The sequence below is a fragment of the Bacillus sp. 2175 genome (assembly GCF_057812155.1).
The window spans coordinates 262,641-283,859 of record NZ_CM173819.1 but is presented as its reverse complement, the minus strand read 5'-3'; the positions used below and the strand labels follow the sequence as shown (position 1 = coordinate 283,859).

Annotated in this window: 36 protein-coding genes and 1 riboswitch; of the genes, 5 read left to right on the top strand and 31 right to left on the bottom strand. The window is 35.3% G+C overall.

Annotated features, from left to right (window positions below):
• Positions 1 to 21: 21 nt before the first annotated feature.
• Both ACXKY9_RS01720 and ACXKY9_RS01715 read left to right on the top strand, forming a co-directional pair.
• Positions 22 to 210 (top strand): type II toxin-antitoxin system HicA family toxin, encoded by a 189-nt coding sequence (locus ACXKY9_RS01720; protein WP_080546591.1) that lies wholly within the window; start codon positions 22 to 24, stop codon positions 208 to 210.
• A 51-nt stretch (positions 211 to 261) separates the two neighbouring features.
• Positions 262 to 687 carry a type II toxin-antitoxin system HicB family antitoxin gene (locus tag ACXKY9_RS01715; RefSeq protein WP_038413203.1) on the top strand — a complete coding sequence of 142 codons (426 nt, stop codon included), beginning with the start codon at positions 262 to 264 and terminating at the stop codon, positions 685 to 687.
• 385 nt (positions 688 to 1,072) lie between these two features.
• Here ACXKY9_RS01715 and ACXKY9_RS01710 read toward each other — a convergent pair whose 3' ends face one another.
• From ACXKY9_RS01710 to ACXKY9_RS01610, 21 genes are all read right to left on the bottom strand, one after another.
• Entirely contained in the window at positions 1,073 to 1,474 is a 402-nt protein-coding gene (locus ACXKY9_RS01710; RefSeq protein WP_038413911.1) for a hypothetical protein, read from the bottom strand.
• 37 nt (positions 1,475 to 1,511) lie between these two features.
• Entirely contained in the window at positions 1,512 to 1,817 is a 306-nt protein-coding gene (locus ACXKY9_RS01705; protein ID WP_228161370.1) for a hypothetical protein, read from the bottom strand.
• 17 nt (positions 1,818 to 1,834) lie between these two features.
• Complete coding sequence (gene recU, locus ACXKY9_RS01700; protein ID WP_000540089.1) at positions 1,835 to 2,362, bottom strand: Holliday junction resolvase RecU; 528 nt, start codon at positions 2,360 to 2,362, stop codon at positions 1,835 to 1,837.
• 38 nt (positions 2,363 to 2,400) lie between these two features.
• Positions 2,401 to 2,760 (bottom strand): hypothetical protein, encoded by a 360-nt coding sequence (locus ACXKY9_RS01695; RefSeq protein WP_038413198.1) that lies wholly within the window; start codon positions 2,758 to 2,760, stop codon positions 2,401 to 2,403.
• An 82-nt stretch (positions 2,761 to 2,842) separates the two neighbouring features.
• The gene (locus ACXKY9_RS01690) at positions 2,843 to 3,634 is read right to left on the bottom strand and encodes a prohibitin family protein (protein ID WP_001093039.1); all 792 of its coding nucleotides are present in this window, start codon (positions 3,632 to 3,634) and stop codon (positions 2,843 to 2,845) included.
• Position 3,635: 1 nt separating this feature from the next.
• Positions 3,636 to 3,776: a hypothetical protein gene (locus ACXKY9_RS01685; protein ID WP_170951649.1), complete on the bottom strand. Its 141-nt coding sequence runs from the start codon at positions 3,774 to 3,776 to the stop codon at positions 3,636 to 3,638.
• Between the two features lie 4 nt (positions 3,777 to 3,780).
• Positions 3,781 to 4,071, bottom strand: a complete 291-nt coding sequence (locus tag ACXKY9_RS01680) for a hypothetical protein (protein WP_038413196.1) — start codon at positions 4,069 to 4,071, stop codon at positions 3,781 to 3,783.
• Between the two features lie 58 nt (positions 4,072 to 4,129).
• The gene (locus ACXKY9_RS01675) at positions 4,130 to 4,564 is read right to left on the bottom strand and encodes a hypothetical protein (RefSeq protein ID WP_038413194.1); all 435 of its coding nucleotides are present in this window, start codon (positions 4,562 to 4,564) and stop codon (positions 4,130 to 4,132) included.
• 38 nt (positions 4,565 to 4,602) lie between these two features.
• Positions 4,603 to 5,160 (bottom strand): hypothetical protein, encoded by a 558-nt coding sequence (locus tag ACXKY9_RS01670; protein WP_001245737.1) that lies wholly within the window; start codon positions 5,158 to 5,160, stop codon positions 4,603 to 4,605.
• A gap of 23 nt (positions 5,161 to 5,183) precedes the next feature.
• Complete coding sequence (locus ACXKY9_RS01665; RefSeq protein ID WP_038413192.1) at positions 5,184 to 5,414, bottom strand: hypothetical protein; 231 nt, start codon at positions 5,412 to 5,414, stop codon at positions 5,184 to 5,186.
• Positions 5,407 to 5,886: a hypothetical protein gene (locus ACXKY9_RS01660; protein ID WP_038413190.1), complete on the bottom strand. Its 480-nt coding sequence runs from the start codon at positions 5,884 to 5,886 to the stop codon at positions 5,407 to 5,409. Before ACXKY9_RS01660 ends, ACXKY9_RS01665 begins: the two co-directional genes overlap by 8 nt.
• An 11-nt stretch (positions 5,887 to 5,897) precedes the next feature.
• Positions 5,898 to 6,851 carry a DnaD domain protein gene (locus ACXKY9_RS01655; protein ID WP_038413188.1) on the bottom strand — a complete coding sequence of 318 codons (954 nt, stop codon included), beginning with the start codon at positions 6,849 to 6,851 and terminating at the stop codon, positions 5,898 to 5,900.
• 93 nt (positions 6,852 to 6,944) lie between these two features.
• Entirely contained in the window at positions 6,945 to 7,283 is a 339-nt protein-coding gene (locus ACXKY9_RS01650; protein ID WP_038413186.1) for a hypothetical protein, read from the bottom strand.
• On the bottom strand, positions 7,216 to 7,431 hold the full coding sequence (locus tag ACXKY9_RS01645; protein WP_038413184.1) for a hypothetical protein: 216 nt from the start codon (positions 7,429 to 7,431) through the stop codon (positions 7,216 to 7,218). The genes ACXKY9_RS01650 and ACXKY9_RS01645 overlap by 68 nt, the downstream gene beginning before the upstream one ends.
• Complete coding sequence (locus ACXKY9_RS01640) at positions 7,431 to 8,144, bottom strand: hypothetical protein (protein ID WP_000178946.1); 714 nt, start codon at positions 8,142 to 8,144, stop codon at positions 7,431 to 7,433. Before ACXKY9_RS01640 ends, ACXKY9_RS01645 begins: the two co-directional genes overlap by 1 nt.
• Positions 8,145 to 8,161: 17 nt before the next feature.
• Entirely contained in the window at positions 8,162 to 8,596 is a 435-nt protein-coding gene (locus tag ACXKY9_RS01635; protein WP_000453492.1) for a hypothetical protein, read from the bottom strand.
• 26 nt (positions 8,597 to 8,622) lie between these two features.
• Positions 8,623 to 8,811: a hypothetical protein gene (locus ACXKY9_RS01630; protein ID WP_001187283.1), complete on the bottom strand. Its 189-nt coding sequence runs from the start codon at positions 8,809 to 8,811 to the stop codon at positions 8,623 to 8,625.
• Positions 8,812 to 8,822: 11 nt separating this feature from the next.
• Positions 8,823 to 9,638 carry an ORF6C domain-containing protein gene (locus ACXKY9_RS01625; RefSeq protein WP_038413182.1) on the bottom strand — a complete coding sequence of 272 codons (816 nt, stop codon included), beginning with the start codon at positions 9,636 to 9,638 and terminating at the stop codon, positions 8,823 to 8,825.
• A 15-nt stretch (positions 9,639 to 9,653) separates the two neighbouring features.
• A complete protein-coding gene (locus tag ACXKY9_RS01620) occupies positions 9,654 to 9,809 on the bottom strand; it encodes a DUF6906 family protein (protein ID WP_021729278.1) in 156 nt (51 codons plus the stop codon).
• 53 nt (positions 9,810 to 9,862) lie between these two features.
• The gene (locus ACXKY9_RS01615; RefSeq protein ID WP_000383685.1) at positions 9,863 to 10,051 is read right to left on the bottom strand and encodes a hypothetical protein; all 189 of its coding nucleotides are present in this window, start codon (positions 10,049 to 10,051) and stop codon (positions 9,863 to 9,865) included.
• Positions 10,052 to 10,064: 13 nt separating this feature from the next.
• Positions 10,065 to 10,319, bottom strand: coding sequence for a DUF739 family protein (locus tag ACXKY9_RS01610; RefSeq protein WP_001042666.1), 255 nt, complete (start codon positions 10,317 to 10,319; stop codon positions 10,065 to 10,067).
• Positions 10,320 to 10,504: 185 nt separating this feature from the next.
• Between ACXKY9_RS01610 and ACXKY9_RS01605 the strand changes: the two genes are divergently transcribed.
• From ACXKY9_RS01605 to ACXKY9_RS01595, 3 genes are read left to right on the top strand one after another with little or no spacing between them, the layout of a single operon-like run.
• The gene (locus ACXKY9_RS01605; protein ID WP_038413181.1) at positions 10,505 to 10,984 is read left to right on the top strand and encodes a helix-turn-helix domain-containing protein; all 480 of its coding nucleotides are present in this window, start codon (positions 10,505 to 10,507) and stop codon (positions 10,982 to 10,984) included.
• A 13-nt stretch (positions 10,985 to 10,997) separates the two neighbouring features.
• Positions 10,998 to 11,438, top strand: a complete 441-nt coding sequence (locus tag ACXKY9_RS01600) for an ImmA/IrrE family metallo-endopeptidase (protein ID WP_021729275.1) — start codon at positions 10,998 to 11,000, stop codon at positions 11,436 to 11,438.
• Positions 11,435 to 12,532, top strand: a complete 1,098-nt coding sequence (locus ACXKY9_RS01595) for a tyrosine-type recombinase/integrase (RefSeq protein WP_325767384.1) — start codon at positions 11,435 to 11,437, stop codon at positions 12,530 to 12,532. Before ACXKY9_RS01600 ends, ACXKY9_RS01595 begins: the two co-directional genes overlap by 4 nt.
• A 65-nt stretch (positions 12,533 to 12,597) precedes the next feature.
• On the opposite strand, the gene guaA is transcribed toward ACXKY9_RS01595, so the two are convergent.
• The 10 genes from guaA to ACXKY9_RS01545 form a co-directional block, all read right to left on the bottom strand.
• Positions 12,598 to 14,136, bottom strand: coding sequence for a glutamine-hydrolyzing GMP synthase (guaA, locus tag ACXKY9_RS01590; protein WP_000743906.1), 1,539 nt, complete (start codon positions 14,134 to 14,136; stop codon positions 12,598 to 12,600).
• Between the two features lie 164 nt (positions 14,137 to 14,300).
• A riboswitch (purine riboswitch) is annotated at positions 14,301 to 14,402 on the bottom strand.
• A gap of 453 nt (positions 14,403 to 14,855) precedes the next feature.
• Positions 14,856 to 15,065 (bottom strand): hypothetical protein, encoded by a 210-nt coding sequence (locus tag ACXKY9_RS01585; protein ID WP_016090283.1) that lies wholly within the window; start codon positions 15,063 to 15,065, stop codon positions 14,856 to 14,858.
• 12 nt (positions 15,066 to 15,077) lie between these two features.
• A complete protein-coding gene (locus tag ACXKY9_RS01580) occupies positions 15,078 to 15,407 on the bottom strand; it encodes a phage head closure protein (protein ID WP_016090284.1) in 330 nt (109 codons plus the stop codon).
• A 16-nt stretch (positions 15,408 to 15,423) separates the two neighbouring features.
• Positions 15,424 to 17,064 carry a terminase large subunit gene (locus ACXKY9_RS01575; protein ID WP_016090285.1) on the bottom strand — a complete coding sequence of 547 codons (1,641 nt, stop codon included), beginning with the start codon at positions 17,062 to 17,064 and terminating at the stop codon, positions 15,424 to 15,426.
• A 4-nt stretch (positions 17,065 to 17,068) separates the two neighbouring features.
• The gene (locus tag ACXKY9_RS01570; protein ID WP_016090286.1) at positions 17,069 to 17,416 is read right to left on the bottom strand and encodes a hypothetical protein; all 348 of its coding nucleotides are present in this window, start codon (positions 17,414 to 17,416) and stop codon (positions 17,069 to 17,071) included.
• 126 nt (positions 17,417 to 17,542) lie between these two features.
• Positions 17,543 to 17,833 carry an HNH endonuclease gene (locus ACXKY9_RS01565; protein WP_016090287.1) on the bottom strand — a complete coding sequence of 97 codons (291 nt, stop codon included), beginning with the start codon at positions 17,831 to 17,833 and terminating at the stop codon, positions 17,543 to 17,545.
• Entirely contained in the window at positions 17,826 to 18,113 is a 288-nt protein-coding gene (locus tag ACXKY9_RS01560) for a head-tail connector protein (protein WP_016090288.1), read from the bottom strand. Before ACXKY9_RS01560 ends, ACXKY9_RS01565 begins: the two co-directional genes overlap by 8 nt.
• Positions 18,114 to 18,179: 66 nt before the next feature.
• Positions 18,180 to 19,442: a phage major capsid protein gene (locus tag ACXKY9_RS01555; RefSeq protein ID WP_016090289.1), complete on the bottom strand. Its 1,263-nt coding sequence runs from the start codon at positions 19,440 to 19,442 to the stop codon at positions 18,180 to 18,182.
• 4 nt (positions 19,443 to 19,446) lie between these two features.
• Complete coding sequence (locus tag ACXKY9_RS01550) at positions 19,447 to 20,025, bottom strand: HK97 family phage prohead protease (protein ID WP_016090290.1); 579 nt, start codon at positions 20,023 to 20,025, stop codon at positions 19,447 to 19,449.
• A complete protein-coding gene (locus ACXKY9_RS01545) occupies positions 20,022 to 21,218 on the bottom strand; it encodes a phage portal protein (RefSeq protein ID WP_016090291.1) in 1,197 nt (398 codons plus the stop codon). Before ACXKY9_RS01545 ends, ACXKY9_RS01550 begins: the two co-directional genes overlap by 4 nt.
• Position 21,219: the final 1 nt, after the last annotated feature.

Here is a 21,219-nt window from a genome sequence, read left to right as displayed (position 1 = left end):
ATAGAAAGTTGAAAGGAGGTAATAACGATTTCAAGTAGGGAAGTAATTAAGAGGTTAAAAAAAGAAGGATGGTTTATAGTGAACATTGAAGGCAGCCACCATCAGTTCAAACATCCTTCTAAGATTGGCAAAGTAACCGTGAAACATCCGTGCAAGGATATTCCAAAAGGTACACTTCGCTCAATCTATAAGCAAGCGGGTTGGTTATAAACCGCCCCTTGCTTTCCCTAATTATACAAGAAATCGTTATAAAAACAAATTATGAAAAAAGACTATTATATTTATCCAGCTGTCTTAGAACAATCTTCTGATGGCTTTGGTATTTACTTTCCTGATCTCCCTGGTTGTACATCTTTTGCCGATACACAAGAAGATGCTTTAAAAGAAGCTAGAGAAGCATTAGGACTCCATTTATCTGAAATGGAGAAAGATAATGATACACTTCCAGAGCCAATGTCAATAAAATGGTTAAAACCAAAATTAGAGTCAAATGAATACTCTATTTTAATCGATGTTTGGATGCCACCACTTAGAAAAAAAGATAGTACAGTTTACAAAAGAAAAAATGTTACTCTTCCTTCTTGGTTGGAAGAACATGCAGCAAATCAAAATGTCAATTTCTCTGAAATGCTTGTAGAAGCATTAGAAAAGCATTTAGGATATAAAGAAAAAAAGAATACACCATAAAGGACGCCATATAAGCGTCCTCTTTTTTTATATAAGCTATTTGTTACTCATATTCATTTTTTTATTCTTCTTTGAACCGACACTATAGATAGGCACGTATCAGCTCAAAGAAGAGCAAAAGCTCTCCTTATGGACCGTTTAATTATTTTTGTATTCCTGCATAATCACAATTAGATTCGAAAGTTCTCTTTGTAATTATTTACTCGCCCTATAAACGCCAGTTCATTCAAACAGACATCCATAAAGCTTTATTCGGTAACCAACCCATTCAAATTTTACAGTTACTATTAAAAATAGAAAAGAGCAACCATGCACCAGTCGCTCTTACGTAAAATTCTATGCTATTACTATAATTCATTTTTTCAATAGATACCATATGTAAAACTTACTGTAAGAAAAGTGTAAGTTCCTCAGCGAGCTTTATCCTTCTAGAAATTTCAGCATGCTTCTGATATACATAACTACTACTATAGCCTAATTCCCTAGCTATAGATTCTAACGTTTTTCGTTGCACATACTTACCAAATAGAATTTTATTTTCTAGCCCTTCAAACTTACTAATTAATATTTTGAGGTCGTACTGATCGTTCATCTTATTCGCTAGTTCATATTCTATAGCCGATATGTGTTCCTCTATTTTCGCACCATCTGAATCCGCAGTTAACTTATACTTTGATAAATCACCAACACTCCAACGTATTAATTCTCTTTTACTTCTATGCAATTTATTTTCTAAATAAATGATTTCATCTTCCAACTTTTTATAATCTTTAAACCATTCAAACAAGGGTTGGCTCACCTGCTTCCTCTTTCACCATGTCAACTCATTTCTTCATGTTACGTTTATTTAACTGTTTTCTTAAATGCCCGTAACTCACATTAAACCTTTTAGCAATTTCAATATATTTCATTCCATGTTCTTTAAGTTTCATGGTTTCTTCACAAATTTTATTCCATTCGTCTTCTGTTCTTTGTATGGATGTTTTAACAAAAACTTTACCACCCAAAACAACCCCTATTTCATTCAATCTCTTCCCCACTTCACACTTTGTCCAACAATACACAAAATCACGAGAACATTTATTGTCACACTGACGGCAATGATTATCTGTTAATCCTAGTATTTCCATCCTCACCTCTTTTGGACTCATATAGTAACCATTCCTAACTTATCTACATGATATAAATAATCAACAGGTGCTCTATTAGTTTGTGGTACTATATACGCTCTTTTCTCAAATTCCTCTCTTGGAATAGACTTTCTTCCTCCGTCATAAAGCATAGCTTCATAGTATTCTGCTACTACAGAAACAGGAACAAAATAAATAACCTGATCCGTTCTGAATTCTATTAAAAAGAAACAAAGTGCTCCCTGTTCTTGTGTATCCTTTAAATAGTCAATCTGGTGCCTACTTATATTATCTAACGGGAAGCTCGTGGTTTTTTCAGTAGATTTCGCTTCAAAATAAACAGCTCTTCCTTTGTACACACCGTCATAATCTACTGTAGATTTACTTTCCCATGCACTTTTAGTTATATTGCCTTTCTTATCTGTCTTTATCACTTTTATTGGTGTAGGGCGCTTATTAAATACTCCTACATTTGCCGCTTTATACATACGGCATGTATTGTTTAATAAAAGTTCAAATGACATTCCTCTATTGGCGTAACCCATGATACTCCCTCTCTTTCTACTCAAATAAAGATTTCGTCTTAAATCCCTTCAAAATAGCTATCCGAATCCTCACCTTGTTTCCACATTTCAAAAGTTTCCTCACGACCATCTTTATAAGTTACAGAAACAGCAGGTGTTGCCCATCTACTTGAAGCATAAACATACGTATCATTTTGTGGAATATATCCTTCATCGCTATTCCAAACTTCTCCTGATGTGCATCCCCAATCTTCAGCAAGCCCAGCTTCAACAGATTGAAAAGCTTCTTTATTTTTTTCAATGAAAGCTTTTAATAATTCCCAATCAATTTGACGAAATCCTCCTTCACGTTCTGGCATTGTTGGTCCTACAATAAAACCACTTGCAAAGCTCATATATCCTTTATCGATACTTTTCATCTCTCATTCTCCTGTTCTAATAAAATTCCAATTTAATAACATTCCAGGACTCTCTCATTCCAGAAAGTCCTGGGAATATAATTTACTTAACTTGAACCAACGGATTAGCTTCACCACTTACTTGCGGTAACTTACCATCCCATTTTTCTATCTTTTTAATTTCTACAATTTCTGGAGTTAAAGACTTCTTAATAATCTCATTCGCTTCAGCTTTTCCTCTTGCTTCCTCAATGGCTTTCTCTGCATTGATTGTAGCTTGCTTCTTCTCAATCTCTGCCTTTTCAAGGTTTTGTTGGGCGTCTACTACTCCTTGAATCGCTTTCGCTGTATTTGCGTCTGGTTTAGGCGCTTCTAACGTAACGGAATCTACTAAGAATCCAGTAGTGTCTACCATTTTTCTAAACTCTTTTTCTATCGCTCCATTAATTTCCCCTTGGTGTTGGAAGACCTCAAGAACTGAATAGTTAGAGAAAACGTTTAATGTAGCTTTCTTAAGTCGAGTCTGCAACCACCCGTTCTCAATCACATCTGGAGCTTGTCCTTTGAACTTGTTATAAATCTTAGGAAGTTTCTCTGCATCATTCATGTAATCATAAGATAGACTCACTGTTAAAGGCTTACCATCTTTGGTTTGTACGCTGAATTTATCCACTTTAACCGTTTCTGTTGAAATAGGATAAGCTGTTACACGTTTAAATGGTGAAACTAAGTGCCACCCTTGTCCTAAAGTCTCCTTTTCAATTCCTGTACTTCTGTTATAGACAACACCTGCATGTCCCTGGTCAATCACCTTTACGCTCATTGCAGTTAAAATTCCACCTGTTAAAAGACTAAATCCTACTACTGCTGCACCTACGATTTTCTTTGTATTCATTTTATTTTTCCTCCTTGAATATGTTTTTAATTTTTAATACTACATTTCCAATACACTCAAAAACTCCTAATTTACCTGCTACAATCCATAAAAATGACAACATCATGATAAACACTATAATTCCTACAAATAACGAGAACATTGCATCACTCCTTTCTCTTTAGCCTCACAGCAATCCAGCGTGGTATTTTTGTATATTTTAAGAGTGCAAACATGGTAGTTTCCGTATCCCCATTCACAAATGACCAACAAACTCTTCCCATCACTCTGTCCCAATTAAACGTTGAATCAAGTTTTTCGTTGTATGGCCATAACGTTTTGTTCTCTTCAATAGTTATATTTCCCATACCTTTCCTAGCTTTTTTAAACCATTTGTAATCTTTATTGTTACCCTTGCATGCATATAAACCATATTGAGTGCCTCTTGCATATCGCATTTAAAATGTATCTCCTTATCCTTTATTTGAAGTAGAGCAAACTATTTATGCAATTGCTTTATCCAGCCATATCTTCAGCGAAAAATAGAATTTCTAAATTATCTATTGCAACCTCATATATTTGATGCGAGTTCATGATTTGTACAGTTGCTCTATCATCTATTACGTGTAAAACACGAGATGCATACACATCATCCGTTACAACATCACCTGAGCGATACTCGTTTGGCTTACGTCCTTTTTGAGCAAATACACGTCTTACACTTTCTGCGTTGATTTCCTCAACTGTCGCATATCTACATTTATTCGCATGATTGTAGCCCCAATCACCATGTATTGCTCCTTCACATCCCCACGATCCCCATAATTCCACTTTATTGTTAAATGTATCTTTAATCACTCGTTTCACTTGTGTAATAACTTTGTTATCCTTCAATTCGCATACAACCCATTGACCAGCAGCTACATTCTTTTCATCAATTTGTAAATTCATTCCCTATCTCTCCTTAATTCAAGATTTATGAATTCAAACTAATTTGCTATATAAGTTAGCTTTCTACGCTTCATTATTTCTTCTCTTGATGGTATAACCAACTTTGACCAAGGTGAAGCTTCTTTTGCCTTCTTTCCACATTCTGATCGTGTTAACACTGGAGTTGTTATGGCTTCTTCTACAGTCCACTTCAAACGTTTAACTCTGTCACGTGCCGTACTATAACTAATACCATTTAATTCAGCTTGTTCCGCTTGTCCATCAGTTAACACTTTATTTTTACATTTTGAATTGGCTTGTTCCGCCAATTTTAATGCTTGATACTTATCTATAGGTGGCTTACTGATTGCATCAATCAATCTCCAACCTTTTTTTATTCTTGCTGTATAAGTTGAATGAGAGATACCATTTTTCAAAGCTATTTCTTTAATGTTTTTCCATCTATTTGCGTTATATCTTGATGGTTTTGTCATTGCAATTTCTTTGTCCCATCCCAAATTTCTAATCCTACGTGTCAGTAATTCATTACTAATTCCATTCTTTGCAGCCGCCTCATATTCTTCTGGAGTTATATAATAATCATATGGATTCCGCATGAGTATCTTCTCCTATTCAATTGTTAGTTAAGTTCTTGAATTTCTTTTAACGATCTATTCGAAACTTCAATACTACGAATCTTAAAACTATAATTCTTACGATATTTTTTACGAATTTTTAATCCTGCCTCTTCTTTCGTTTCAGCTTCACAAAATTCTAATTTGAATCCTGATTCTGTAACAATATCTACCATGTATGTATCTATGAGCGGCTCGTAAATAAAATCATGATCTATTGTGATTTGTTCAGTCATTTGATTCACCTTCTATCGGTGAAAGCGTAATAATCATTTGTTGATCTAACACATTCCCTATCACAGCATTCATCCATAGATTAGGATTCATTTTTCTCATTAAAAATTCGATGACTGTGATTAACTCTTCAGTAGATAAGGAAACAAATTCACCTAAAAGTTCTTGATTGAACTTGCCACCACGTTTTTCAATCGTTAGATCTACTACGTTGTCAATCACGTATCTTTTTGCAGTTACTAAATCAAATTGACGGACTTTCTCACGGCCGAATCCTTTTATTAATTCCTTTAGTACGTCATGAATGACACGAAAATCTAACACTTTTACTTTCTGTTCAAGCTGCTCTCTACACTGCTTGCATAAAGTCCTTTCCAAACCAGAAATATATATTTTACTCATATCAGACTCAGGATAAGGATTTTCGCATTTATAACACTCTTCTCCAATTACATCTTCAAATGGATTTAACATGTAAATCGCTCCTATGATTTATATTTGTTTAGCACTTCTTGCAATCTCTCACGCTCTTCATCAATAGATTGCGAGTTTTGCTTTTCAATTTCTTTTTTAGTTGGCTCAACATCTTCACGTAACCAATCTGGAACAATTTCTTTTCTATTTGAACGACCTGGTCCCGAACCATTCAATCGTTTGTTCTTACTCATTTCAAAGCGTCTATCTAATGCAGCAACATCATCTAATGTTTTTACTTTTTGCTTTTCCCAGCTTTTCAAAATGGCCTTAATGTAATTCCATTTTGGCTTATTTTCATCAATAGCTTTGTGAGCAGCATGTTTAATTAATTCGCTACCAAACGAATCACAAAACTCTCCTAATTCCGTAATGGCAATTTCACTTAATGGAATTCCTTCACCTTTTAAAAAGTTATAACTGACTTTAAATTCTTCATCGACTAATACATGTGATTTCGATTCTTTATTATCATCATGATAATAATTAGTATTTTGTATATTATTAGTACTTAGTAAAGAATTAGTATTTAGTAGTCGGCATTTTTCCATAGGGTGGTTCGTCCACTCGGTGGTTTCACCATCATGTGGTTCATCCATAGGGTGGCTTTTCCACTCAGTGGTTTCACCATTAGGTGGTTTATCCACCCTATGGTTTTTGGTATCTATGGTTGGTAACTCATAAACAATGGTTTCCCAATGTGAAATTTTCCCTGTTTCTGAATTTTGGATTGGATATCTCTTCAAATACCCTGCCTTTTTCAACTCTTTTAGGGTACTTGTTGTTGTTTTCTCGCTATCCTTGGCATGTTGACTTAATTCAGTAGCATGAAATGTCCAATCATCCGGTAAAGAAAGCATGTAAGCCAATAACCCCTTTGCCCTCCAACTTAAATTTTCATCGCGCAAAGGCGTATTGTGTATAACCGAATAATTTGTATCCTTTTTCACTCGAAAAATACCCATATTTCCTACCTCTCCTATTTCCAAAACATCAATTAATTGTTATAATACGTATTATTATTTTTTCTTTAGGACCCGTTGCAGCGGGTTCTTCTCTTATGCATTCTTGCGAATTCTTTCAACTACTTCTTTTCTGCCACCAACCTTTTCAAGACGATCTGCTACACGAAAAACCTCTGCTCTTTCTGCTTCACGATCACTTTTCTGTTTCTTAAAATACATAGCTGATAACTGCTTTGATATCTCTAAATCTCTTATACTTTGCTTCTGATAAGCGTTATGCAATTCAAGATACAAAGTTTTATTCCTTTCCTTATTTGCCTGGTTCATTTGTTTATATAACAGATGCAGATTTTGTATACACTCTCTACGCTCCTCTTCTAATTCCAAAGCCTTTTCTAGATGTTCCGAAAGAACTCGGCTTTCTATTCCCATTATCTAAAGCCTCCCTTTCTAAGCGATCACTTTCATCAAACTTTTGTTCAATGAAAGTACCACCTTTATAAACTCCATACGCAAGTATCACAATCCCTAATCCAAAGATACAGACATTCGTTGTACTTTCTACCGTTGTAATATCCATTAGGCTAAAACAAACACCTTTTTTGACTCAATTTCTTGCGCCAACGCTTCGTTTAAATACTCTTTAATGTTATTCATCGCTTCTAACTTCCAAGCCCCACCATCAGCTTCAAACAAACCACAACGTGCACCTTCACGCATTCTGAACACAAACTTACTTTCTGGTTGTTCCACTTCAACAAATGTTCTATACGGGCTTAATTGCACTGGATTAGGTACTTTTGCATTCCCTCTACTCGCAACTCCTGTTTTCACTGTTACAGCTTGCGATACACCATCATCTCCAATTTCCTTAACATCATTTTCTACAACCGTACCTACTACCTGTAAAACAATGTCTCGATGATTGTTTTGTACAAAACCTGATTGCAATGCAATATTAAATTCTTCTCTGTCATAAAAGCTTCCAAAATTAAAACGTGGAATGGATGCTTGTGCTTCGATATAAGTACTTCTAGCCTTATCTCCATTAACCGCAGTAAAGCATCTTACCGTTGTTGGGTTTACAATATGAATCATTACAGCTTCTGTTGTGTCAAATTCTGATTTCACGTAACCTACTAAACCAGATAAACTACGAACAGTAATCTCTGCTGGTGTCGGTTCTTGCACAAGATGTAATCGTTGTGTTGAATAAGTTTGTTCCCCAATTTTATGTGTTTCAATCGTTCCAATCTCTAATACTTTTTCAATTGCTTCTCTTGTCATAGTCATTTTTATTTCCCCTTTTCTTAATTAGATTTACTTTTCATATAATCGATTACTACTGTTTGCTTCTCAGCAGCCTGATTTTGTTCTTTTTCTTCTACTTCTTCTACAGGTTGGCCAACATCTGTTTTCACATCACCCTGTAGATCCATATAAAACTGTCCCTGGATCCCGGAAGCTAACTCTTGACCAACTAAATTTCCGTTTTGATCCATATCTAATAGAATCTTAGATTCTACCGCTTCTGTTGGCGCTAGTTTCGAAGTGGCTTGAACTTGACAATTCCACACATCACGCTTTTTATCACCAGCAAACGAAAGGGTTAAAACAATCTTTCTTGCTTTTTTAGGATCAGTATTTAAATCTGCCATATTTTCCATTACACGCTCAAACTCTTGATGAAATCTTTCAGCAAGTGCTCCATCAGCAAATGTATTTAAATCAATCATGACTTCCATTACTTTTCTCACCTAAACCTTTCTTATTAAAATTCAACATCCACTTGAATATCGATGTTCATAGGTAGTTCTTGAGCTACAATAATTGAATTAGGACTCGTTCCTTTTTTAATCAACTTTTGAACTCCTTCTTTTGCGGCATCCTTTGTTTTGTATCCAAAAACATTTGGTGTACTGGATAAACTCGTAACAATTACTAAAATTTGTTGTTGCATGATTGCTCCTCCTACTGAACTTCCGCCATATTTATTTGTGAATTCACAAAAGTGATTTCTTCACTTAATACAATTGGTAATGTATATTCTTCAACAATTTTTGATGCCAACTCCAAATGACCACGTTTAATCGCTTTATGACTTGTCACTCCAAATTGTCTATATAACTGTCGGTAAATGTCTTTATAAACTTTCGATCTCAATCCACGATTTTGATAGGCATTAGAATTTTTACCACCAAGTAATACAACGCCATAACGTTTTACTGCATTAGAAATTTCATCACACTCAACAGCGAATAGTGGTACATTCTCCCGCAAGTCTTCCACATCTGATTTGATGTGCTGGAGTTCTTGTTTTTGTCCTTCTAATACATCAAATGTTAGTTTTAAAATACTCATTGGATCTGTAGGAATTTGTTTCTGTTCTCTCATGTTGAAATACCCGTCCACAAACTGATCGTATAATTCCCATGCTGTGTCATCTTCTAGAATTTTTAGTAGTTTAGCGTATCCTCGTTCGGAGAGGAGGTAGATCGCTTTACTAATAGTTATGTCACGATTAGTGAATCCTAATTGTTCTAACAGTCGTTCAGACCGACCGTTCTTTAAATCCAAAATATCAATACCATCTTTAAATCGAGCTCTATTTTTATTAATTAATTCATTTACATGCTTCAACTCTTTATAATGAATTTTTGCAATTTCCTTCACCAACATCGCTTTCTTACCTTCATCAAATCCACCCTCGATTCCAGTGAATTCGTTACCTGCAATGTTTTGTTTCCCTAAAATATGGAGCTCGTTTGTTGTTGTTAATTGATCCATGCTATTTCCTCCTATTTATGCACTTGGAATTACTTTTGTTGTATTTGTATAACGATGTACTAAATGTAATTCATTACTTACTTTTTTGAAGATTAACCAAATATCAGGATTAAGATTGTATGACTCAATATGAATTTTTTCCTTTTTTGTTGGCTTTTTACCATTTTTCATTCAACTCACCTCCTCTGTATCTACAACATCAAGATTAATTTCACTTAACCCGCTTACCGTAATTCATGATTATTTTTAGGTATTTTTGTTCTTTCGTGAAAATACTCTATTGGCACTCGTCCGGCTACCGTGATATAACCTTTTTCTTTTAGTTCATTGTTAAGCTGTTTAATAATTTCTCGCGCTTTCGTCTCTTTCACACTAAACAAATCCATGACATGTTCACATCTATAGACATCCATCAACCACACCTCGTTAAGCAACACCGTTAGTTACGAAACGCAACATTCGAGGAAAAAAAATTCGGATTACCTCATTCGGTTCTATTTTTAATTCATTCACAATTTTATTTACTTCTTCTGTATCAAACACAGAGTAACCGTTAATCTTATCATTCAAGGTAGTTGTGCTTATCTCTAACGCCTCAGCCAATTTCCTATAACTAGAATTTTCTTCTCTTATTTTTCCTTTTAAAGCTTTTAATTCTGGATATTTACGTCTTTTGTTCATATAATCACCCCTCTCTCTTCTAATAAATCGCAGTTATTGTTACGTTTCGTAACTCACCCCTAGAATACCCTTAAAAAAAACAACTGTCAATACGTTTCGTAACATTTTTGTCGATTTCACCTCTGTTGTTGTTGCGTTTTGTAACAAACTTGTTTATACTAATCGAAAAAGGGGGTTGTTACAAAATGGAACAAAAGCAACTTTTAAATAAAGAAATATTCCCTATCAGATTGAAAGAAATCATGCTTGAGAATAACCAAACAATTTATACTCTTTCGGAAAGAATTAATCTTTCTGCAGCCACCGTATCCCGATATTGTAGTGGTAAAATGGCGCCAAAACTAACTACTATAGAAGTTATAGCAAAACAATTTGGTATAAACCCTGCTTGGTTAATGGGGTACGATGTAGATAAACTTATCGAAAAAAAGCAATCAGATCGGAAATATTATCAAATAACTGAAAAAGACAAAAAAGACATTGCTAAACAATTAGAAAAAATGTTAGATGGATTGGGTGATGACAAAAATGGTTTTGCCGCTTTCGATGGCGAACCACTTGACGAAGCCACAAAGATGGTATTAAAAGATTCACTTGAACGTTCGATGCTTTTAGCGCGAGAAATAGCTAAGAAAAAATTCACTCCTAAGAAATATAGAAATTAAGGAGGACTTTGGGTTGAAGGATAACATAAAACAACACGCACTAGATCTAGTAAAAGAACACGGCACAAACAATCCATTTAAAATAGCTAAAGAAAGAAACATCGAATTAATATTTGAAGACCTGCAACATATCTACGGATATTATCATTACTGTCGACGCGTTCAACTTATTCATATCAATTGCACTCTAGAAGAATTTTACCAACTCTATGTCTGTGCTCATGAATTAGGTCATGCTGTTAGACACCCTGAAGAAGATACCGCTTTTCTTAATAAGCAGACACTCTTTTCCACAGATAAATTAGAAGTAGAAGCAAATACTTTTGCTGTTGAATTATTGATGCCTGATGATGAAGTTTATCATTATCTCCGTTCTGGATACACCATAGAACAAATTGCAAGTGTTTATGGAGTTCCTAAACGGTTCATGAAATATAAAACATTTAATTTTTGAACTTATTTGGAAGGAGTTGTGAAAGGATGCCTATCTATAAAGACAAAGAAAGAGGAACGTACTATGTAAAAATCGTTTACCGCGACTACGAGGGAAACAAGAAGCAGAAAAAAAAACGTGGTTTCAAAAAAAAGAACGATGCTGTCGCCTGGGAAAAAGAATTCCATAAAAAACATAATGAAAGTAGCGATATGAGTTTCGCTAGTCTAGTTGAATTATACATGGAAGATATAGTTCATCGCATTAGACCAAATACTTTCGAAAATAAAAAATATATTATTAATTCAAGAATACTACCATTCTTTTCAAAAATCGCCATAAATGAGATCAAACCTATGCATATACGTAAATGGCAAAACACCCTAATTTCTCAAGGGTTTAGCCAAACATATCTAAAAACAATTAATAACCAATTAAATGCGATACTCAATTTCGCTGTAAAATTTTACGGATTATCTGCCAATCCTTCAAAAGTAGTCGGCTCTATAGGAAAAAAGCAAGCTGATTCTATGAATTTTTGGACGTTAGAGGAATTCAATTTATTCTACGAACAATTAGAAAAAGAAGAAAGTAAAGTTATATTCTCTATACTTTTTTGGACAGGAATTCGTTCCGGGGAGTTATTAGGGTTGCAATGGAAAGACATAGACTTATTAAGCAACACAATATCCATTACAAAATCACTTCAAAAGGTGAATGGTGAAACTGTCATAAATCCTCCCAAAACACCAAAAAGTAAAAGAATTATTCATATCCCTTTGGCACTAAGTGCATTGATTGTAAAATATAAAAACAAATTATACAAACCTAAACATAATGATTTTTTATTTGATTGTTCTAAGTACTATGTGTTATATGAATTAAGAAGAGGAATAAAAAAAGCGAATATAAAAAAGATACGTGTGCACGACCTTAGACATTCACACGCATCTCTTCTAATCGAATTAGGATATAGCCCATTATTGATATCGGAAAGATTAGGCCATGAAAAAATCGAGACGACATTGCAAGTTTATTCACATCTGTATCCAAACAAGCATGATGCTGTCGCAAAGAAGTTAAATAACTTAATGGAACAAAAAAGTTCCATATGAGTACCACACTTCTAAAAATATCGTTTAAAAGCGTGGTACTTCAACGTTCACAGCTATTTATTCATCTATTCCCACTCAATAGTTGCTGGTGGCTTACTCGTTACATCATACACGATACGGTTAACGTGTTTTACTTCGTTTACGATACGTACAGAGATTTTCTCTAATACGTCCCAAGGGATACGTGCCCAGTCAGCTGTCATACCGTCGATAGATGTTACTGCACGGATACCTACTGTGTAATCGTAAGTACGCTCGTCACCCATAACACCTACGCTACGCATACCAGGAAGTGCAGTGAAGTATTGCCAGATTTCACGGTCTAAGCCCGCTTTAATAATTTCTTCACGTAAAATCGCATCAGATTCACGAACGATTTCTAATTTCTCTTCTGTAATTTCACCTAATACACGAATACCAAGACCCGGTCCTGGGAATGGTTGACGCCATACGATTTCATCAGGAATTCCTAGTTCAGATCCTAATACACGTACTTCGTCTTTAAATAACGTGTTTAAAGGCTCAATTAATTTGAACTGCATGTCTTCTGGAAGTCCACCAACGTTGTGGTGAGATTTAATTGTTTGTGCAGTTGCTGTACCACTTTCAACGATGTCTGTGTAAAGTGTACCTTGTGCTAAAAAGTCCATACCTTGTAATTTAGACGCTTCATCATCAAATACGTAAATGAATTCGTTACCGATGATTTTACGTTTTTGTTCTGGATCTTCTACACCTTTTAACTTGTTCATGAAGCGTTCTTTTGCATCCACTTTAATAACGTTCATGTGGAAGCCTTCGCTAAATGTTTTCATAACGCCTTCTGCTTCGCCTTTACGCAGTAAGCCGTGGTCAACGAAAATACAAGTTAATTGATCGCCGATTGCTTTATGAATTAATACTGCTACAACAGAAGAGTCTACACCGCCACTAAGTGCGCATAGTACTTTTTTGTCTCCAACAGTTTCACGAATTTTTTCTAATTCTACTTCGATAAAGTTCTCCATGTTCCATCCTTCAGAACAACCACATACGCCGAATACGAAGTTTTTAATTAAATCGTTACCGTGCTCAGAGTGACGTACTTCTGGGTGGAATTGTACACCGTATAAGTTTTTCGCTTCATTGCTCATACCAGCAATTGGGCAAGACTCACTTGTTGCGTCTACTACGAATCCTTCAGGTAAACCAGTTACTAAGTCACCATGGCTCATCCATACAACTTGCTCTTCTGGAAGGTTCGCATATAATTTTGATTCGTTCTCTACTTTAAGAACAGCCTTTCCGTACTCACGGTGATTTGCACGCTCTACTTTACCACCGAAGTGTTGCGTCATAAGCTGCATACCGTAACAAATACCGAAGATTGGTAAACCTAGTTCAAAGATTTTTTCATCACAATGTAATGCACCTTCACCGTATACGCTATTTGGTCCACCAGAGAAAATAATCCCTTTTGGATTCATTGCTTTAATTTCTTCTGCAGTAATTGTATGTGGATGAAGTTCACTGTATACACCGAACTCACGAATTCGACGTGCTATTAACTGATTGTATTGACTTCCAAAATCTAAAACGATAATTGTATCGTGTTGTTTCTTCAAAATAATCACCCCAACGTTAGTTCTCGTATATAAATATTTTCACCAATTTGGCGAAAAGCATTACCAATATAATAAAAAAAGCCAGTCCTCCGCCTCTAGTCTCATAACAAAGAAAAGGCAGGGGTCTGGCTTTATAAAGAAAGATAGTCTCCGCTCTTTATAAATATAAGACACACTGCCTTCATAGTCAGGTTGTTTGCGGTAACCCGGTAGAGACTCTCAAACCATATCATTGAGGATATATGAAGGATCGTTTTATATTATCTTCCTAGATTCTAACAATGAAATATCAATATGGTCAAGAGAGAAAGCGACAAAATTCTACAGAAATTCATTTCCTTTTCTAAAAAACATAAAAAAACATCCATTTCTATATAGAAATGGATGTTTTTTAGGGCAAACGGAATTACATCATTCCGCCCATGCATCAGATATATAAATAAGAAGAAATACGACTTTTTCCAAACCTGTAAACCCTACGTTTTTTTAAATTTAGAGGATAAAAAAGAAAATAAAAAGTAAATGATTATATATGTTTCGTGACCGAAATGTGACCAAAAAATAATATATGAGAGATACCCTCCAAAGATTTTCCTTCTTCATTTCTCACGATACATTTCGCTCCTAAAATTTCACGAGCGAAAATTACTTACTAGAGACGATAGTTAGTCAATAAAAAAGGGTGGGCGCAATTTTGCGCTCATCCCTTCTTCATATCATTAACGGTTATTTTCTTTTAGAAATTTTACGATTTTACTTTTAAAATCATGTAGACAATAAAAGACTTGTCGATTGATTTCCTCTAGATCATCCTTTGTTAAATATTCATTTTCGTGTACTTGGTCAAACGTTTCAACATTAAATAAAGTATTTTCTCTAAAGTCATCTAAAGCCTTATCTAATTCTTTTTCTAATCTTTCAGTTGACATATTCCATTCCCCCTATTTAATTACATAAGCATATATAACTAAGTCTTGTTTATTACCTTCAAAGTCATCAATTCGAGTTATTCCATAATCAGTACCTCTAAAACGCACTTTCATAGTTGGATCAATATCATTACGCCATCTAATTTTAAAAATAGCCTCTATTTTGTATTTAATTGCAGCCGCTCCAAAAAATTCATCTGCTGAAGCTTGTCGATAATATGCCCAAATGTTTTCGCCGCTGGGTAACGGTTCCCATTCCGGAATTCGCTGTCCCATTTCATCTTCTGTCCATGTTGCCGTTAAAAGAGTTATTTTCTTATCCTTTTTTTGAGTTGTAGCCATAATAATTCTCCCTCCCCTATAAGGCTCTTAAAAATTCATCATGATGCTCAAATAAACCAACATAAGCATCTAACATACTTGCTGTTCCATCTATTCGCATCTTAGCAGCTTGATTTTTTACTGGTACAATGTTGCCGTTACGATCCGTTTCCACACCTGTATTAGTTAAACACCATTTAAGAATAGGTGAATTATTATAATTAATCTTTTTCGCTTGCAAATCGGCTCCCATCTGCTGCATAGGAAGACTTAAAGTTTTGGCTCCTTGAATGCATCTAACCATTTTAAAGCCATGTTGCTCCATTTCTTCTACCCAATACTTAGCCGAATAACTGTCATAATAAACCCACAAAGGTGTTATTCCGTAATTGTTGAGCATTTCCACAAACCATGCTGTTATATCACCGTAATTTATGCTATTTCCGTTACAAAGACGTAATAGCCCTTGCTCTAGCCATTTATCATATGGAATCTTATCCATTTGAACTCGTTTTTCAAAACTATCACGTGGCAGCCAATACATTTGATGAATAAACCGTTTTTTGGTGTCTTTATCCACAAATAAAAGAGTTGCACAAGATAAGTCAGTAGTAACACTTAAATCCGCTCCACCGATAGCATAGCAATTTCTAAACTGCTGTATATCAAATGTTTCCTCGTTGTTTATATCATCAAATGTAAGCCATGCGCTCTTTATTGTATCCCTAACATTAAAGTCCTTTGTAAGTAAGCCGCTTAGATCGCTAGGGTTATTCTTTGCCTTTTCCACTTTTCTTTCTAAATCATCTAGTTTTTTAATTGATCCCAAAGCTGGGTTTGCCTTTTTCCATGTTGTAGGGTCTGTCCATTCTTCTTTTGAATCTAATTCGTAAAGAATCGGCAAAAAGCTATCATCTTCAAATTTACCGTCTACTACATTACAAGCATACGAATACATATCATCAAATATATTCTCTCTGACTGTCCCAGCCGTTGTAATCATAATTAACATAGGTTGTTGTCGTGCTGATTGACTTTGCTTCATAACTTCGTATAAATTACGATCTAAAATTGAATGTAATTCATCAATAATAACCATGCTGCTATTAAGTCCGTCTAATGTATTACTATTTTTCGCCAACGGCATAAGTTTAGACATAGTAAGCGGAAAATACAGATCACTTTTTCGTTTCTTAATATGCTTGGATAAATTAGGACTTTGTTGAATCATGCTATGAGTTTCATCAAACAATATACGAGCTTGATCTCGCTTACTAGCTATACTGTAAACTTCCGCACCGCCTTCTCCATCCGCAATAAGCATATAAGCCGCTATTCCTGCTAACATCGTTGTTTTTCCATTTTTTCGTGATACATAGAATAAACTTTCTCGATATCGTCTTAATCCTGTATCCTTATCCACAAAACCGAACAAAGCAGCTATATAAGCTTTTTGAAATAGTTCTAACTCAATCGGCTTACCTGCCCATTCTCCCTTACTGTGCTTGCAAAAACGCTCTATAAATTCAATAGGTTTATTTGCCTTGTCTTCATCAAAGACATATTTGCTTGGTTTTGCTATATCCTCAACTAATCGTTTATATTGCCTATAAACTCGCTTAGAAACCATTACTTCTCCAGATTCAATTGCATTCCAATACCCTTGTATATAATTCACGTTATCACCTCTTAATAAAGTCAATTAGTTCATCTTCTTTTGGTTTTAAATCTGTTGGCGGTAATAAATCAACTAATTGCTTATACAAAAGACTGTAACGCTGTACAGTTGTGTTATAGGCTTTTAACGCTGGATGTTCCCTTAAAAATTCTTGCCTACCTTGTTTAAACATTGCTGTCGGTCCTTCTTCATTTACTTGAGTTTTTAAAGCCTCTAAAGTAGTTTGCATAAATACAAGCTCGTTATATAAACTCTGCGCTATCGGTAAACGCTCTTTAGGAATCTGCCTTAATATCGTTTTAAGTTTTTTCATATCACTAGAAATCGCTGTAACTTTCTTAGAAGTCCTCATATAATCACCTTCATTTTTTGTTTTTTTCCATCCCTCCCTTTATATAGAAAGTCATGGAGAGGAAAAGAAAGGCTCCTCCTCGGTCCTCGAGCCATGCCTTTTTCTTAAATTAATGGGGGGTATGTTTTATTTTTGAATCAAATTCCCTTTGCTATCGAATGCTAATCCATTTGCGCATATCTCGCTGCTATGATGTTCTTGGTTATGGCACGTTTGGCATAATGCCTCTAAATTGTCCCAACTCAACGTTATATTGGGATTATTAATATTTTGTGGTGTAATATAGCGTTTATGATGGCATATAACGGCTATATCACCGCATCTTTCACATAAATAGTGCTTACTTTGCATGAATCCATCTTTACATTTACGCCATGTTGCACTGTTATAAAAAGATTTTGCATAATCCTTAGCCATTTTTCATATTCCTACCTAATACAGTCAATGCCGCTAATAGATTGTCGATTGTTCGCTTTAATCGTTCACTATCCTGATCTTGTGGGTCATACCACAACTGTAAGAGAAACTTTGTTACTGTTTGTGCTAATGGATGTACTGATGTATCATCTGTCCATGTTCTTCCTGTTGTTATCTCGAGATAAGACGGAATAGATTCTAATAACGGAATGATGATTACGTCATTGTCTTCACCATCTACTCTTACTGTGTCCCTTGCTTCCTCGATACTAATTAACAATTTACTCACTCCTTTAAATAAAAGGGATACCAGCGCTATACTGATACCCCTTCATACTTAGTTTGCTTATGCTTGCTTTTTAGATAGTTTAATAAATGCTTCTGGTACAAGTGGTTTCGTATCTGCAATTGCCATTGCTCGGTAATCAACTAATCCACTCTTAAAGCTTGATTCTCTTGATGTTTCAATCATTACACCTTGCGGCATGTTGTAACCCATGTACTGGAAGTTTCCTAGAATAATAGTGTCGTCCTCGATATTGTCATCAATAACTACTTCTTTACCTAGAATGTATCCAATGCTTTCATTCTTTGGATCCGCAATAAAGATAGGTCGTCCGTTTGCATCCACAAGGCTATATACTTCGTTGTATAGTGTAGCGTTACTCATAGCCCATTTTGCCCCTGCTGCATATCCTCGCTTAAGCATAGCCAATGCTTTTGTAAAGTCTGTATACTTCCCTGTATTTTCAAAGCTATTTGTATCATTCCATGTAACACCTGTTACCAGCCCTGTACCTTGACCACTTCCAGTACCATTCACTAAAGCATCTGCAATAGCTTCCATTACACAATTAGTAAGTTCATCAGTCATATATGCTTCAAATGCTTGGATAGACATTTTCTTAGCTGCAGCACTGATAGAAAATACTTTAATGATCTCATAGCCTTTAAATGATACAGTTGCTGTTGAAACATTTTCACTTTCTACTGGCGCCCCTTCTACATGCCATTGTGCCTTACTAGAAGGTGTTCCGATTGGTACACTAATATTAGTTGGGATATTAAAGTTACGGCAATGTGAGATTAATCCGCCCATTGTACGTGCTTTCTTGATAACCTCATTTAACGTAGTTGTAGGCAATACAGCTGCACTATTCGTTGTTGTGTTAAATGCATCCGCTCGGTGTTCCGCTTCTTGAATTTCCATCGCTCGGTTAAATGTTCTTGTTTCAATATCTGTAAGCTTTTGCCCTAGCATTGTTTTATAGAATGCACTGCGGTATTCTGCGCTGCCAAAAATATTTTCTGTTGGTACTTGTTGCCCCTGGTTAAAGTTCATTCCAGTAATCGGATTGAATTGGCTACGTTGTGCCGTTCCTTCGTTTGCTGGTGGTGTTTGAGTTTGACTTTGTTGTGCTTGTTTTTCTTTTTCTTTACTGTTATTCATTGCTTGTTGCAACCCTTCGATTTCAATATTGATAGATGTAATATCTGCATTTGGATCAGTATCAACTGTACCCTTAATTTGTGCTGCTCTTGTTTCCATTTCTGCTAAAGAATGATTACGATAAAAATTAAATGCCTCTGCTACTGTAGTGAATTTCATATTCTTACACTCTCCTCATTAATAATTGATTAATTTTTATTTTTAATGCTTGTCTTTCTGTTGATTTCAACATTTCCCATGAACTTTCAATAGCTGCCCTTGCCTCCACACTCGTTTGAGGATATGCAGGAAATGGACAAATACTAAACTCATAGACTTTTTCAATTTTGGTTATTGTTCTTGTGTTCGTCTTTGCATCAAATTGGCTGCCGCCTTCTGGTACTTTAAAAGCAAAGGACATTCCCGATAGGTCTTGGCGCCTTACTGCCGTATAAACGCTTTTTCCCTCTTCGGTTTCTGGTAATTCCGCCCTCATTGTTAATCCTGCCGAATCTAACGCAAAGGACATTGTTTTAGGTGTTCTTGCTAAAGGGATTTTACTCATATCATGGTTATACAGTAAGCGAATATCCGATAAATCAGCTTTATCTAATGCGCCCCTTTTAATAATCTCGATATATTCCCCAAATGGTGCTTTTATGGTGGTAGGCTGATCGTACACAATCGGTCTACCATTTAGAATAAGGCTGCTGTCACCTGCCGGCTCGGCTGCTCTTAGTTCTGCTACTCTCAATTCTTTCATTGGTTATTACCCCCTTGTTCTTTAAGTTGATATTGATCGGCTTTTGCTGCATTAACTACATTTAATGTTTGTAGTCGCTTGTCACCGTCCTCAACTGGTGGTAGGTTTAAAATTTCTAATGCTTGATTTATTGTGAATAAGCCTAACGGCATTAATTCCTTAATGATGTTTGTTTTTGTTTCATTACTAGCAAACTGCAACCTATTCGCTTCAAAAATAATAGAATTCCCAAAGGACTGCTCACGCTCTGTGAAAAGCTTGTCCGTCAATTCTAAAGAGAATTGAATTGCTAAAGGCTCTAATACACTTTCATAAAACGCCGCCCAGTCTTCCTCTGAATAAGTGCTATTCACAATGGATTCACTAATACCCAAATACTCATAGATTTTCTTTTTCACCGCTTCAAGCTGCTTATCATCAATAGTTGTCGGCTTTGTTTCTAGTGGGATATAGTCATATTTATTGTCTATTGCTGCGATTCCACCATTGTTGCCAATGGATAAGTAATCATTGGTGAAAGCTTCTTTTTCTTCTTTTAGCTTCTCAGGTGATAAAACTTGATTGTATTTCAAGATACCTCTAATAGTTGCATTGGATTTTATTGCATTGCTCAACCCTTCATTTTGCGTATGTGCCAAATCTAACGCTGGCAAAATAGCTGTATTGGTATCACCTAATAGATCATTAGAATTAAAGAAACGTCTTACTATAAATACCTCTGAAAAATGCAATGTGACTTGTTGACCATTCGCAAATAAGAAACGACAATACATTTCACCTGTTAGATCGGTGAGGTATTCCACACTTTGAGGTGACAATGGATATATAGCAACTAAATTACCTTTGTCGTCCTTTTCTAAGTAAGCAAAAGCATTATTGTAAAGATAGTAATGAGTAACCAACTTATAAATAAGATCATATGCCGTCATATAAGGGTTCGGTCTTACTTGTAAAATCCGATTTAAATTATAATCACCCTTTTTCCGACGGTCTGATGATGTCATTACATGCGTTCCTTTTAGCTTTGCAGCATTTCTAGCTATGCTATCCACAGCCGCCCTATAAATATCACTTTCATAAGCGTTACCGCTAAAAGGTGTAAATATTGCTGGTCCACCGCTCATAACATCTGCTCTTTCTGTCTTCTGCAGTTCTTTTTTACGGTTAAAAATTTTATTGAAAAAACTCGCCATT